Source organism: Actinomadura sp. DC4 (assembly GCF_030406325.1).
Classification (GTDB): Bacteria; Actinomycetota; Actinomycetes; order Streptosporangiales; family Streptosporangiaceae; genus Actinoallomurus.
Genome location: NZ_JAUEQY010000007.1, coordinates 148,606 through 162,252, shown reverse-complemented (window position 1 = coordinate 162,252; position 13,647 = coordinate 148,606). Strand labels below are relative to the sequence as shown.

Annotated in this window: 11 protein-coding genes; 5 read left to right on the top strand and 6 right to left on the bottom strand. The window is 73.8% G+C overall.

Going from position 1 to position 13,647, the window contains the following annotated elements:
- Positions 1–38: 38 nt before the first annotated feature.
- The gene (locus tag QWU11_RS14070) at positions 39–1,370 is read left to right on the top strand and encodes a PLP-dependent aminotransferase family protein (RefSeq protein WP_290107699.1); all 1,332 of its coding nucleotides are present in this window, start codon (positions 39–41) and stop codon (positions 1,368–1,370) included.
- Here the strand turns inward: QWU11_RS14070 and QWU11_RS14065 are convergent.
- The 3 genes from QWU11_RS14065 to QWU11_RS14055 are packed head-to-tail and all read right to left on the bottom strand — an operon-like array spanning position 1,357 to position 4,868.
- Entirely contained in the window at positions 1,357–3,864 is a 2,508-nt protein-coding gene (locus QWU11_RS14065) for an ABC transporter permease (protein ID WP_290107695.1), read from the bottom strand. The two genes, QWU11_RS14070 and QWU11_RS14065, sit on opposite strands and share 14 nt — an antisense overlap.
- A gap of 3 nt (positions 3,865–3,867) precedes the next feature.
- A complete protein-coding gene (locus QWU11_RS14060; RefSeq protein ID WP_290107691.1) occupies positions 3,868–4,629 on the bottom strand; it encodes an ABC transporter ATP-binding protein in 762 nt (253 codons plus the stop codon).
- Positions 4,626–4,868: a hypothetical protein gene (locus QWU11_RS14055; protein WP_290107689.1), complete on the bottom strand. Its 243-nt coding sequence runs from the start codon at positions 4,866–4,868 to the stop codon at positions 4,626–4,628. Before QWU11_RS14055 ends, QWU11_RS14060 begins: the two co-directional genes overlap by 4 nt.
- Before the next feature lie 156 nt (positions 4,869–5,024).
- Between QWU11_RS14055 and QWU11_RS14050 the strand changes: the two genes are divergently transcribed.
- Both QWU11_RS14050 and QWU11_RS14045 read left to right on the top strand, forming a co-directional pair.
- Positions 5,025–6,296, top strand: a complete 1,272-nt coding sequence (locus QWU11_RS14050; protein WP_290107687.1) for a sensor histidine kinase — start codon at positions 5,025–5,027, stop codon at positions 6,294–6,296.
- Positions 6,284–6,943 (top strand): response regulator transcription factor, encoded by a 660-nt coding sequence (locus QWU11_RS14045; protein ID WP_290107679.1) that lies wholly within the window; start codon positions 6,284–6,286, stop codon positions 6,941–6,943. Before QWU11_RS14050 ends, QWU11_RS14045 begins: the two co-directional genes overlap by 13 nt.
- Here QWU11_RS14045 and QWU11_RS14040 read toward each other — a convergent pair.
- From QWU11_RS14040 to QWU11_RS14030, 3 genes are all read right to left on the bottom strand, one after another.
- Positions 6,928–8,067, bottom strand: a complete 1,140-nt coding sequence (locus QWU11_RS14040) for a hypothetical protein (protein ID WP_290107668.1) — start codon at positions 8,065–8,067, stop codon at positions 6,928–6,930. The genes QWU11_RS14045 and QWU11_RS14040 overlap by 16 nt on opposite strands.
- Positions 8,064–9,422: a hypothetical protein gene (locus tag QWU11_RS14035; RefSeq protein WP_290107665.1), complete on the bottom strand. Its 1,359-nt coding sequence runs from the start codon at positions 9,420–9,422 to the stop codon at positions 8,064–8,066. Before QWU11_RS14035 ends, QWU11_RS14040 begins: the two co-directional genes overlap by 4 nt.
- 207 nt (positions 9,423–9,629) lie before the next feature.
- Positions 9,630–10,289, bottom strand: coding sequence for a TetR/AcrR family transcriptional regulator (locus QWU11_RS14030; protein ID WP_290107660.1), 660 nt, complete (start codon positions 10,287–10,289; stop codon positions 9,630–9,632).
- A 175-nt stretch (positions 10,290–10,464) separates the two neighbouring features.
- On the opposite strand from QWU11_RS14030, the gene QWU11_RS14025 reads away from it, so the two are divergent.
- Both QWU11_RS14025 and QWU11_RS14020 read left to right on the top strand, forming a co-directional pair.
- Positions 10,465–11,931, top strand: a complete 1,467-nt coding sequence (locus QWU11_RS14025; protein WP_290107656.1) for an MFS transporter — start codon at positions 10,465–10,467, stop codon at positions 11,929–11,931.
- A 25-nt stretch (positions 11,932–11,956) separates the two neighbouring features.
- Positions 11,957–13,585 (top strand): alpha-amylase family protein, encoded by a 1,629-nt coding sequence (locus QWU11_RS14020; protein WP_290107635.1) that lies wholly within the window; start codon positions 11,957–11,959, stop codon positions 13,583–13,585.
- The last annotated feature ends 62 nt before the right edge of the window (positions 13,586–13,647 follow it).

Here is a 13,647-nt window from a genome sequence, read left to right as displayed (position 1 = left end):
AATACACCGGATTGTTCTCGGTGCAATGATCGGCAATCGTGGACCAATACCGCAGGATCGCGGACGAGCTGGCGGCGCGGATCGCCGACGGGCGGCTGCGGCCCGGTGACCGGCTGCCGCCGCAGCGGCGGCTCGCCCGGCAGCACGGCATCGCCGGGTCGACCGCCGCCCGCGTCTACGCCGAGCTGATCCGGCGCGGCCTGGCCGTCGGCGAGGTCGGCCGCGGCACGTTCGTCCGTGCCGCACGGCCGCCGGCCGAGCCCGCCCTCGCCGAGCCGGGCGACGCCCTGGTCGACCTCGAACTCGCCTTCTCCGTCCTGCCGGACCAGCCCGCGCTCGTCGCCGCGAGCCTCGGCGGGATGCTGCGGCACGACGTCCTTGACGCGGCGCTGCGGCCGGTCGGCGCGGCGGGAACACCGCAGGCCCGCGAGGCCGCCGCGCGCCTGCTCTCCGGCGGCGGCTGGGCGCCCGAGCCGGACCGGGTGCTGTTCGCCGGAAACGGGCGGCAGGCCGTGGCCGCGTCGGTGGCGGCCCTGGTCCCGCCCGGCGAACGGCTCGGCGTCGAGGCGCTGACCTACCCGATCGTCAAGGGCATCGCGGCGCGTCTCGGCGTCACGCTCGTCCCGCTGGCGATGGACGAGGACGGGGTACGGCCGGCGGCGATCCGCGCCGCCGGCGCGCTGCGCGCCGTGTACCTCCAGCCCACACTCCACAACCCACTCGGCACGACCATGCCCGCCGGGCGCCGTGCCGAGATCGCCGCGCTGCTGCGCGAACGCGACCTGTACGCCATCGAGGACCGCGTCTACTCCTTCCTCCGCGAGGACGTCCCTCCGCTGGCGGCGCGGGCACCCGAGCGGGTCGTGGTCGTGGACGGCATGTCCAAGCGACTCGCGCCGGGGCTGACGGCCGGTTTCGCCGTCGCCCCGCCGCCGGCCGCCGGCCGGGTCGCCTCGGCGCTGCGGTCCGGCGGGTGGTCGGCCACGCGCTTCGCCCTCGACGCGGTGACCCGCATGCTCACCGACGGCACCGCCGAGGTCCTCCAGCGCGCCAAGCGCGCGGACGCCGTCGCCCGGCAGGACGTCATGCGCGAGCGCCTGGCCGGTTTCGACGTGGCCGCAGACCCGCGCGGCTACTGCTGCTGGTGGCGGCTTCCCGAGCCGTGGCGCGCCGAGACGTTCGTCGCGGCGGCGGCCCGCCGGGGCGTCGCCGTCACCCCCGCCGCCGCCTTCACGGTGGGTGCCGGCCACGCCCCGGACGCCGTACGCCTCGCGCTCGCCGCTCCGCCCCTCGACCCGCTGACGGCCGCACTCGGCGCGCTCGCGGCCATCGCCCGCCAGAACCCCGAGGACACCCTCACCCTCGGGTGAGCGCGTGCGCGGGCGGCACGCGCAGCGCGCGGCGGGTGGGGATCTCCATCGTCAGGAAGGCGATCCCGGCCACCACGGCCACGATGGCCGGTGGCAGCCAGACCGGTCCGGCCGGCCAGGGCCGGTGCAGGAAGCCGATCGACAGGAACACCAGCGGGAGTACCGACAGCAGGAGACCGGTGCCGAGCGCGACGGTGCAGATCAGTCCCGCCTCGCGGCGCATCATCGCGCGGACCTGGCCCGGTGTGGCGCCGATCAGCTGCAGCGCCGCGATCTCGTGGCGGCGCTGGACCGTGCTCGCGATGAGCTTGTTCGCGATGCCGAGCAGGAGGTACCCCAGCAGCACCGCGAGCACCGCGATATTGATCCACAGCTCCGGCGGCACCCTGCCGAGGCCGTCCGGCGCGGGGCCGGTGGGGTCGACGGTCAGGCCCGGGTGGGACGCGGCGAGCGCGGTCAGGCCGCGGCGCGCCGTGTCCGTGCCGTCCGTACGGACGAAGAGGCTCTGGTCGAGCCCCGTCGTGGTGTGCCCGGCCGCGAGGTCGTGGGAGACCACGACCGGGCCGAAACCGAGGCCACGGGTGTAGATCGCGACGACCCGGGCGGTGACGTGGGCACCGTCACCGAGGACCAGGCTCACCGTGCCGCCCAGCGAGGTGTTCCGCAGCCGGGCGGCGTCGGCGTCGACCGCGACGGTGGCGCCGGTGAGGTCGGCCAGCCGCCCGGACCGTACGCCGAGGTCCAGGACGCCCTGCGCGGCCGGGTTCAGGATCAGTGCCGTGCTGCTGTCGGACTCGTCGTCGCCCGTCATCTTGTAGGACCACACGACGGTCGTGGAGGTGACCGGCGCGGCGGCCCGTACCCCGGGTGTCGCGCGTACGGCGGCGGGCACGTCCCCGGGCAGGCCGCCGAGCCCGGGCGCGGTCACACTGAGCTGCGCCGTCGTCCCGGCGTCGATGTCGTCCGAGGTGGCACGCAGCACCGTGGTCTGGGTCAGCGCGTAGGTCAGCGTGAACACCACGGCCATGGCGAGCGTGGTGATGGCGCCCGCGACGCGCAGCGCGTACCCGTGGCTGTTGGCCACCGCCAGCCAGGTCGGCGCCGACGCGCGTGCGGGCAGCTTCCGCGCCAGCGTACGGCTGAGCCCGCGGATGAGCACGGGACCGGCCAGGGCGAGGCCGATCGTCGCGAGGATGCCGGCGAAGGCGGTGACCGCCGCGACGACCTCCGAGCGCGCGAGCAGGGGCGCCACCGAGACGGCGTTCGCCCCGACGATCAGCAGCGCTCCGGCGAACCCCCGGCGCCTGGACGGCGTACGCGGCTCGCTGCGTGATTCGGCGACCGCCTCGGTGGCCGGCATCCGGGAGGCGCGGAACGCCGCGCACCAGGCCGACACCTGGACCACGAGGACGAGCAGGAGCGCGGCCGCGACCGCGGGGAGCGGGCTGAAGGTCAGCCGCAGCGAGGAGGGGAGCATCCCGCCCGACACCAGCAGCAGCCGGAACCGCTCCGCCAGGAGATAGCCCAGCGGGATGCCGGGCACCAGGCTCGCGACCGTGACGAGGATCGCCTGCGTGGCGGCGAGCCGGCGTACCTGCCGCGGGGTGGCCCCGACGGCGCGCATGAGCGCGAGGTCCCGCCGCTGGGCGCCGATCGAGACGGCCAGCGCGCCGCCCACGATGAACCCGATGACGAGCAGGGTGATCCCGGCGAGCGAGCCGGCGAGCAGCGGCAGGATCTGCCGGCCGGCGATCGCGTCCGGGGACTCGGCGTCGCCCCGCGCCGGTCCGGTGGACACCGTCAGCCCAGCGGGCCGGGCCAGCTCGCGGGCCCGCGCGGCGACCGTGGAGACGGCGCCGGTCCGCAGCGCGACCAGGTCGACGCCGTGCCCGGCCAGCCGCGCCGCCGTCGCGTCGGTGAAGAAGATGCCGCTCTCGGCGGTGGTGACCACGGCGGAGACGCGGTACGTCCCGCGGTGGCCGGCGGCGATCACGGTCAGCCGGTCGCCCGCCCGCACGCCCGCGGCGGCCGCGGTGCGCGCGTCCACGGCGACGTCGGACGGACCGGCCGGCGCCGTGCCGGACACCCGCGGACGGTCGAGCAGCCCGGTCGAGGACCAGCCGTGCCCGGCCGCGCCCGGGTCTCCGGCGGGCACGACGCTCCCGTGCCGGTCGACGACGGCGGCGGGAAGGCTCACGTCGCCGATGGCGGCGGTGACGCCGGGAAGCCGTTCCAGCCGCGCGACCAGGTCGCCCGGTACGCGGGCGCGCTCCGGCAGCGCGATGGGAAGGTCTCCGGGCGCGTGGTACGTCTGGGCGGCCGAGACGACGACGTCGGCGTGGGCGAGCCGGTGGACGGGCGCGTGGGACCGCAGCCCCGACTCGGCGAGCACGCCGATGCCGGTCACGAAACTGGCGCCGCCGAGAGTGGCACACGCGACGGCCAGGAGCGCGGCGATGCGGTGACGGGCCAGGCGCAGCGCGAGATGCAGCATCGCCTACTCCGTTTCCAGCGTCGTGATGCGGTGGGCGAGGTCGGCCGCGGTGGGCGACGTGATCGTGTCGACGACGCGGCCGTCGGCCATGACCAGCGCCCGGTCCGCCCGTGCGGCGGCGGCCGGGTCGTGGGTCACCATGACCACGGTCTGGCCGAGGCCGGCGACCAGGTCGCGCAGCAGGTCGAGCACCTCGCGGGCGGTGCGCAGGTCCAGCGCGCCGGTCGGCTCGTCGCCGAACACGACCGCCGGCCTCGTGACCAGCGCGCGGGCGATCGCCGCGCGCTGCTGCTGGCCGCCGGAGAGCTCGGCCGGGCGGCGTTCGAGCCGGTCGCTCAGCCCGACCCGCTCGACGAGCGTCCGCACCCATTCGCGGTCCGGCGCCCGGCCCGCCAGGCGCAGCGGCAGGGTGATGTTGTCCGCGACGCTGAGCGAGGGGACGAGGTTGTAGGACTGGAACACGAAACCGACGCGTTCGCGGCGCAGCTCGGTGCGGCGGGTCTCGTTCATCCCGTGGATCGCGGTGCCGTCGATGAGGATGTTTCCGCTGGTCGGCGAGTCCAGCCCGGCGGCACAGTGCATCAGCGTGCTCTTGCCCGACCCCGACGGGCCCATGAGCGCGAGGAACGTCCCGCGCTCCACGGTGAGGGAGACCCCGTCGAGCGCGCGGACGCCGCCCGGGTAGACCTTGGTGACCTGCTCCAGCGTCACGGCCGGCGCCGGCCGGCCGGTGTGCGGGCGGTCGCGCTCGGGTGCCGTCTTCATTTGCGGCGGCCCCGGTAGTGCTGGGCGGCCAGGGCGATGCCCAGGCCCAGCGTCGCCAGCCCGAACGCGCCGCTGACGAAGACGCTGACGCCGGTGCTCGAGGTGGCGATGTTTCCGGCCGCGCTGATCACCAGCAGCAGCCACAGCACCGGCCGTAGGAAGCCGTTCGGTGTGGTCCGGCCGGGCGCCGGCTCCGGCGGCCGGGACGCCTCGGTGATCCGGTACGGATCGGCGGTCATGGTGTGCTCCTTCATCGGGGTTCGGCTGACGGTGCACAACGTTAGGAACGGCCGTCGCCTGGGACGATCCCGCTGGCGCGTCCGTCTTGGTACAGCAGGCTGTACTCCTTCACCGGCCGCCTGACAGCGATCACCGGCACCCCTAGAGTCACGTGGATGCGGGCGAAACAGCACGAACCGGCGACCGCGGAGGAGCGGCGACGGCATGGTCTCGTCGTACGCGCCCGCGTCGTCCTGGACGCGGTCGAGCATCTCGTCGGCGGCCTCGGCACCGCCGTGCTGGCGTCCGCCGCCCTGACGTGGATCGTCGTGGTGGCGCTCACGTCCGTCGTCGGCGTGGGCCTGATCTTCGCGCCGACCGTGCCGCGGGTGGTGCGCGCCGTCGCCGACCGGGAGCGCGCGCGGCTCTCCCGGTGGGGGCCCGAGATCATCGGACCGGGGCCCGCGCCGGCCGGCGTACGCGCGGCCCTGGCGGATCCGGGCATGCGGCGGGAGCTCCGCTGGGTGTCCGCCCACGGCACGTTCGGCCTGTTCCTGGGCCTGGCAGGTATGACGCTGCCGGTCAACGGCGTGCAGGACCTCACGTACCCGCTCTGGTGGAGGTTCCTCCCTCCGGCCGATGCCACGCCGAGCCTGGTGTTCTGGGAGGTGCGCGACTCCTCCGACGCGCTGGCGGTCGCGTTCCTGGGCGTGGCGTTCGTGGCGGGGCTCCTCCTCCTTTCACCGGGGATGGCGCGGCTGCAGGCGTGGCCGGGGCGGCGGCTGCTGCCGCCGACCGCCGACACCGACCTGTCCCTGCGCGTCGCCCAGTTGTCCGCCACCCGCGCCGCGGCGCTGGACGCCCACGCCACCGAGCTGCGCCGCATCGAGCGCTCGCTGCACGACGGCACCCAGAACCGCCTCGTCGCCGTCACCGTGCTGCTCGGCGCGTCCCGGCGCGCGCTGGCCCGCGACCCGTCGGCGGCCGACGCCATGCTCGAACGCGCCCAGGACGCCGCCGAGCAGGCCCTGGCCGAGCTCCGTACGGTCGTGCGCGGCATCCTGCCGCCCGTCCTGGCCGACCGCGGGCTCGCGGGCGCGCTGGCCGGGCTCGCGGCGGACTGCGGGGTCGCCTGCACGGTCGATGTCGAGGTGCCCGGCCGGTGCGCCGCCTCCGCCGAGGCGACCACCTACTTCGTGGTCGCCGAGGCGCTCACCAACATCGCCAAGCACAGCCGGGCCGGGCAGGCCCTCGTGACCGTACGCCTCCAGGGCGGGACCCTCTCGCTGCGGATCGAGGACGACGGCGTCGGCGGCGCGGAGGAGCGTGAGGGCTCCGGCCTCACCGGCATCCGCCGCCGGATCGAGGCGCACGACGGCCACCTCGCCCTGACCAGCCCACCCGGTGGGCCGACGACTCTCCAGGTGGAGCTGCCATGCGGATTGTGATCGCCGAAGACGACCCGCTGCTGCGCGAGGGCGTCGCGCTGCTGCTGCGCGCGGAGTCCCTGGACGTGGTCGCCACCACCGACTCGCCGGAGACCTTCCTGGCGGCGGTCGACGAACACCGGCCCGACGTCGCCATCGTCGACGTACGGATGCCGCCGACCCACACCGACGAGGGCATCGTCGCCGCCGTCGAGGCGCGCCACCGGCAGCCCGAACTGGCCGTCCTCGTGCTGTCCGCGTACGTCGAGCAGGCGTTCGCCACCGAACTGCTCTCCGGCGGCGCCGTACGGCTGGGGTACCTGCTCAAGGAGCGGGTCGGCCGCGTCGAGCAGTTCCTCGACGCGCTGCACCGGGTCGCGGAGGGCGGCACCGCGATCGACCCGGAGGTCGTCGCGCAGCTGCTCACGCGCTCCCGCCCCGACACCGCGCTGGAGCGGCTCACCGCCCGCGAGCGCGACGTCCTCGCCCTCATGGCCGAGGGGCTGGGCAACACCGCCATCGCCGAGCGCCTGTTCGTCACCGAGGGCGCGGTGCACAAGCACATCCGCAACATCTTCGCCAAGCTCGACCTGGCCCCCAGCGACCGGGCGGACCGGCGGGTCACCGCGGTCCTGCGCTACCTGGAGAGCACTCAGCGCCGGGCCTGAGCGCGGTAGCGGTCGCGGACGTCCTGGCGCAGGAGGTGGCCGAAGCCCGCCGCCTCGATGCGCAGGCCGAGCCGGGCCTCGGTGACGCCGAGCGCGGCGGCGGTGCCGGCCAGGTTCCAGTCGTTCGCGGCGAGCCTGGTCAGCAGGTGGCCACGGCGGATCTGGTTCTCCGAGAGCCGGAACGTCTTGAGGTAGGCGAGCCGGCCGGTCTCGTCGGTGATGAGCTCGCCGATGTGGTTCTCTCGCTGCCGCTCGAAGGGCGGCAGGAAGCGGGACAGGTGGTAGCGGCCCATCGTGTAGACGTGCTCGTAGGCGTAGTCCGCGCCCAGCAGCGCGCCGGCCATGACCTCGTCGTTGAAGACCGCCCACTCCTCCCGCTGCCGGCGAGCCTGGGCGCGCAGGTCGGCGAGCGACCGTACCGCCGTGTCCTCGATGCGCGCGCGGAAGTCCGGCACCGGCATGCCGAGCATCGCGTAGTGGTAGATCAGCTCGCCGTACAGGTCGTGGAGGAGGGTGGCGTGCAGGGCGCGGTAGTCGCCGGGATGCGGCACCACGAACGCGGCGGCGAGCGCGTCCGCGACGTACAGGAGGACGCCGCACTGGCCGGGGTGGATCTCGAAGACGCGCAGGGCGTCGTCCAGGCCCCGGACCACTGACCCGGTGTACGACTCCTCCACCCGCGGCGAGAGCCCGTGGGCGATCGCGCGGTGCGACCATTCCTCCCAGGCGATCTCGGGCCCGCCGAAGTGCAGCGCGAGGTAGCCCTCGAGCGCCAGGTGCAGGGGCAGGAAGCGCAGGCGGCTCTTGCCGACCCGGCGCGCCATGCGGCGGTGGAAGCGCAGCGGCATTCGGTCGGGCGTGCGCTCTTCCGCATCCCGGAGCTGGGTGCCGTACGCGGCGGCGGGGTTCTCGTCGGGCGCCCAGTTCGCCACGAAACCGTGCGGGACGTAGGAGAAGTACGCGGACCGCGGAGTGACCTCGACGACGCCGAGGTCCGCGCCGTAGAGCCGGGCGTCGAGCCGCAGGTCCTCGATCGGCCGCTCGCGTACGAGCGGGACGAGGCGTACGCCGCCCCAGGCCTGGGCCGGGCGGGTGGAGAGCCCGGTGAGCGCGAGGCCGGTCATCGGAGGAAGTCCTCGACGCGGCGCACCAGGTAGGCGTGGAGTTCGGCGAAGCCGCTGCGTCCCTCCGCGAACCGGGCCACGCCCGCCAGCGCGACCAGGTCCTCGGCGTCGCGGATGCCGGCGGTCGGGACGGTGGGCGCCAGCCGCCGTACGTCGAAGTCGGCGGCGTCGTAGACCGGGTTGAGGTGCACGATCGCGCAGGTGTGGTCCGGATCGAGCCGGGTGCGCCAGATCCGCAGCACCTCGCCCGCCAGGCCCGGCGGCGCGTTGTCCCATCCGTCGGAGACGATGACCAGGCGGTCGGGGCCTCGTTCGAGACCGTCGAGGATGCGCTCGCCGAGCGGCGTCGGCCCGTACGGATGGACGAGCAGTGCGTCGGAGCGGCCCGACAGCCACAGCGCCGTGTAGTCGGCGGCCAGCGCCTCCAGGAGAAAGTGGCAGGCGAGCGCGACCGCGAGTGGGCGGCGGCGCTTCTGCCCCGAGCCGTACGCGGAGAAGCTGTCGTCGAGGACGGCGGCCACCGCGCCCCAGGTCCCGGCCTGGTCACCCGCCGTGCGGCGGGCGGCGGCGCGCAGCGCGTCCGTCAGCTCTTCGCGGCGGCGGACCCGGTCCTTGCCCGAGAGGGCGAGGACGTACGTCGCCAGGCGGGTGAGCGGCATCGTGGTGAGGTCGGCCTTGACCGCGCCGGTCTCCCGGCCCGACTCCTGCAGGCGCAGGCGCTCCAGCCGGGTGAGCCGGGGCGCGATGCGCTCCAGGAACCTTCCGCGCGCGATCCCGTGCTTGGCCGCGAAGCCCTCCGCCACGGTGTACGGCAGGTCGTACAGCGCGGCCTGCTCGTAGTGCGCCCGCCGCCAGGTCTCCAGGATCGGCGTGGCGTAGGCGGCGGGCTTGAGCGGGGTGAACAGGAACGCCCCCAGCTCCCCGTCGGGCCGCAGGTGCGCGTGGCGGACGGCGACCTTGACCGCACTTCGGTACTTCACCGCGTCGAACGCCGGATCGGGCCGGCCGGCGAGCCACTCCCGCACGATCGCCCTGGTACGCCGGTTGTTGATCTTGGCCCGGCGCAGTTCCCTGAACAGCCGGTAGACGCGCTGGGGCGGCAGCAGGCGGAGCCGGCGGGCGATCAGCCGCCCTTCGGCGCGGCGCTGCCCGGGGGTCGCCTCCGTCGCGGTGGCAAGCAGATGACGGACGATGAGCACGGCGTTGTGGTCGTTGATGTCCAGGGCGAGCGTGGCCGCGTACAGGTCGCGGTAGTTGCCGAGCAGGTAGCGGTGCAGGAAGTCCAGCGAGAGGGTCTGCTCCTCGGCGCCGGAGTAGAACTCACGCTGGCCGGTGCTCGTGATCGCCGCGTTCACGAACAGCAGGACGTCATCGGCGGCGATGAGGTCCGCACTGGATTCGGCGCGCGTGTCGATCGGAGCCTCCGGGGGGTACGGGGCCGGCCGGGGAATGAGGGCACGAACTGCGAATCATCGCTTCACAGGCGGGTTCCGGAAGTCGCACCGGAGTCCCGCGGCCGGCCCCGGAACGGTAACACCGGCCACCGTCCGGCTCCGCCCCATTTATCCGGCGGCGAGGGACTCGATGGCGGCGATCGCATGTTCGATGACGGTGTCGTAGAGGCGTGCGTAGGCCGACGGGAAGCCCGGCAGCAGGGGGCCGACGGCCTCGCGTTCGGTCTGCGGGCGGAGGGCCAGGGCCTCCGTCAGTCCGGCCACCGTCTCCTCGGCCGGGCGCCGGCGTGTCTCGTACAGCGCGTGGCTCAAGGTCGTCGAGCCGATCAGGATGACGGCCAGGGCGAGGTCGTCCTCGTCCAGCCCGAGCGGCCGCAGGATCGTCGCGAGCCGGGCCAGCGCGGGCAGGCCCACCGGCTGGCGGGTGGCGGCCATGTACGGCAACAGCTGGGAGTAGGGCCGCAGCCGCTCCCGCGCGGTGCGCATCCACGCGCCGACCTGTTCCTGCCACGTGTCGCCGGCCGGCCGGCTCGGCTGCAGGTCGGTCATCACCCGGTCGGCCATGGCCTGCAGGAGGGCGTCGCGGTCGGGGAAGTAGCGGTAGAGGGCCATCGGCGCGGAGCCGGCCGCCTCGGCGACGCGCTTGATGGTCAAGGTGACGTCCGGTTCGCGTTCGAGGAGGGCGACGGCGGCTCCGACGATCTGGTCGCAGGACAGCCGCGGAGGGCGGCCGCGTCCACGGGCCGTCATCGTCTCGCCTGCTGCCATCGTCTCTCGCTCCGTCCACCGACAGGCTGCCAGCGTACGCGGCGCGCGTTCGTACCCGAGGACGCCGCACCCATTTAGTGTATGGTGTACGAAAATTTGACCGCGATCATCGAAGCGCGGATCCGGGGGCCGGCACAGGGGGCGTACCGGGCAGCGCGAAGACGGAGGCGTCCTCGTGTCCAGCCTTCCCTCCTCTCCCGGCGGAGCACACCCGCCGCGATCCGGTGCGGTCATCGGCGTGCTGGCCTTCGCCGGGATCGTCGTGTCGGTGATGCAGAGCCTGGTCGTGCCGCTGATCCCGAAGCTGCCGTCCCTGCTGCACACCTCGGCCTCCGACGCCTCCTGGGTGATCACGGCGACGCTGCTCGCCGGCGCCGTCGCCACCCCGGTCCTCGGGCGGCTCGGGGACATGGTCGGCAAGCGGCGGATGCTCCTGGTCAGCCTGACCGTGCTGGTCGCCGGCTCGGTCATCTGCGGCCTCAGCAGCTCGCTGGCGCCCATGATCGTCGGCCGGGCCCTGCAGGGCCTGTCCGTCGGCGTGATCCCGCTCGGCATCAGCATCATGCGCGACGAGCTCCCGCAGGAACGGCTCGGCTCGGCCATGGCCCTCATGAGCTCCTCGCTGGGCGTCGGCGGCGCGCTCGGCCTGCCCGGCGCCGCGGTCATCGCCCAGCACGCCAACTGGCACGTGCTGTTCTGGACGTCGGCGGGCCTGGGCGCCCTCGTGGTCGTCGGGGTGCTGACGCTCGTACCCGAGTCGCAGGTCCGCAGCGGAGGCCGGTTCGACGTGATGGGCGCGGTCGCCCTGTCGGCCGGGCTGCTGTGCCTCCTGCTGGCGATCTCCAAGGGCGCCGACTGGGGCTGGTCCGGCGGCCTGACCATCGGGCTGTTCGCCGCCGCGGTCGTCATCCTGGCGCTGTGGGGATGGTGGGAGCTGCGCGTCACGCGGCCGCTGGTCGACCTGCGCACCACCGCGCACCGTCAGGTGCTGCTGACCAACGTCGCGTCGGTCGTGGCCGGCTTCGCGATGTTCGCGATGTCCCTCGTACTGACCCAGCTGCTCCAGATGCCCAAGGCCACGGGGTACGGCCTGGGGCAGACGATGCTGGCCGCCGGCCTGTGCTTCGTCCCCTCTGGGCTCGTGATGATGGCCGTGTCGCCGCTGTCCGCGCGGATCAGCCGGCTCTGGGGGCCCAAGGTCTCGCTGATGGCCGGCGCCGCCGTGATCGCCCTCGGGTACGGCGTGGGCGTCCTGTTCATGGACGCGGTCTGGCAGCTCATCGTCGTCGGGGCCGTGATCGGCGCCGGCGTCGGCCTCGCGTACGGCGCCATGCCGGCACTCATCATGGGCGCGGTGCCGCTGTCGGAGACCGCCTCGGCCAACGGGCTCAACAGCCTCATGCGCTCGGTCGGCATCTCGATCTCCAGCGCGGTCGTCGGCGTCGTCCTCGCGCACATGACCACGCGGTTCGGCACGCTCGCGCTCCCGTCCGAGGCCGGCTTCCGCACCGCGATGGCGATCGGCGGCGTCGCGGCGCTCGTGGCCGTGCTGGTCGCCGGGCTCATCCCCGGCCGCGGCCGGGCACGCCTCGCGGACCCTCCGGCCGGGCTCGCCGACGAAGTCGGGCAATCAGTGCATTAACCGTGAATCCGGGTAACTGGCCTGGATGACGGACAAGGCAACCAGTGATCTGTGGTGGAAAGACGCGGTCGTGTACTGCGTGGACGTGGCCACCTGGCTCGACTCGGACGGCGACGGGATCGGCGACCTGGCCGGGCTGACCCGCCGGCTCGACTATCTCAGCGGTCTTGGCGTGAACTGCCTGTGGCTGATGCCCTTCTACCCCTCTCCGCTGCGCGACGACGGATACGACATCACCGACTACTACGCCGTCGACGAGCGGTTCGGCACGCTCGGTGACTTCGTGGAGATGGTCCGTACGGCGAACAACCTGGGCATCCGGGTGCTCGTCGACCTCGTGCTCAACCACACGAGCGACGAGCACCCGTGGTTCCCCAAGCGGCGCGACTACTACGTCTGGAGCGACCACAAGGAGAAGGAACCGGCCGACGTGGCGTTCCCGGGGGAGCAGGACTCCACCTGGACGTACAACGAGGAGGCCGGTCAGTGGTACATGCACCGCTACTACGACTTCATGCCGGACCTCAACATCACCCATCCCGACGTCCGCGACGAGATGAACAAGATCCTCGGCTTCTGGCTGGAGCTGGGGATCTCCGGCTTCCGGGTCGACTCCCTCCCCCTCATGCTCGAGACGGTGGGCACCGGCGCCCGCGACAACCCGGAGACGTACCTGCGCTCGCTGCTGGCCTTCATGGGGCGGCGGCGCGGTGACGCGATCTTCCTCGGTGAGGCGAACGTCTCGCCCGAGGAGCAGGGGCGCTACCTCGGCCTGGACGGCGGCGAGGGCGTGCAGATGCTCTTCGACTTCCGCGGCTGCGCGGCGCAGTGGCTGTCGCACGCGCGCGGCGACGCCGGGCCGCTCACCGAGGCGCTGCGCGCCCGGCCCGAGCACCCGCAGCACGGCCAGTTCGCCAACTTCTGCCGGCACCACGACGAGCTCAACCTCGGCCTGCTCGGCGACGACGAGCGCGACGAGGTCTTCGCCGCCTTCGCGCCGGAGGAGACCCACCGGGTGTACGGGCGCGGCATCCGCCGGCGGCTCGCCCCGATGCTCGGCAACGACCCGCGCCGTATCCGGCTCGTCCTGGCCCTCACGCTCGCGCTTCCTGGCACGCCCGTCCTGCTGTACGGCGACGAGATCGGCATGGGCGACGACCTGTCCCTGTACGGGCGGCTGGCCGTGCGCTCGCCGATGCAGTGGTCCGCGCGCCCGAACGGCGGTTTCTCACGCGCCGAGGAGGTCTACCGCCCGGTGCACGCCGACGGCGAGTACGGCTACCGCGCCGTCAACGTCGTCGACCAGCGGCACGACCGGGACTCCCTGTCCTCCTGGATGACCCGGGCGATCCAGATACGGCGGGAGTGCCCCGAACTTGGCTGGGGCGACTGGGAGATCCTCGACCTCGGCGACTCACGCGTGCTGGGGCTGGCCTACCGGTGGCGAGAGGGCCGGGTCGTCACACTGCACAACCTGTCCGCCGACGACGTACGGGTCCGGCTGCCCGCCGACCTGGACCTCGACGGCGTCGACGAGATCCGCCAGATGTTCGGTGACGGCCCGGCCGAGGACGGCGCGGACATCGGGCTCGCCGGCTACGGCTACCGCTGGCTGCGTCTCCTCGACGACCACGCCACCACGGCCATCATCTGACGCATCCGCACCTCACGACGACCGGCCGGCACCCACGCGGAGCCGGCCGGTCCGCGCGGCGT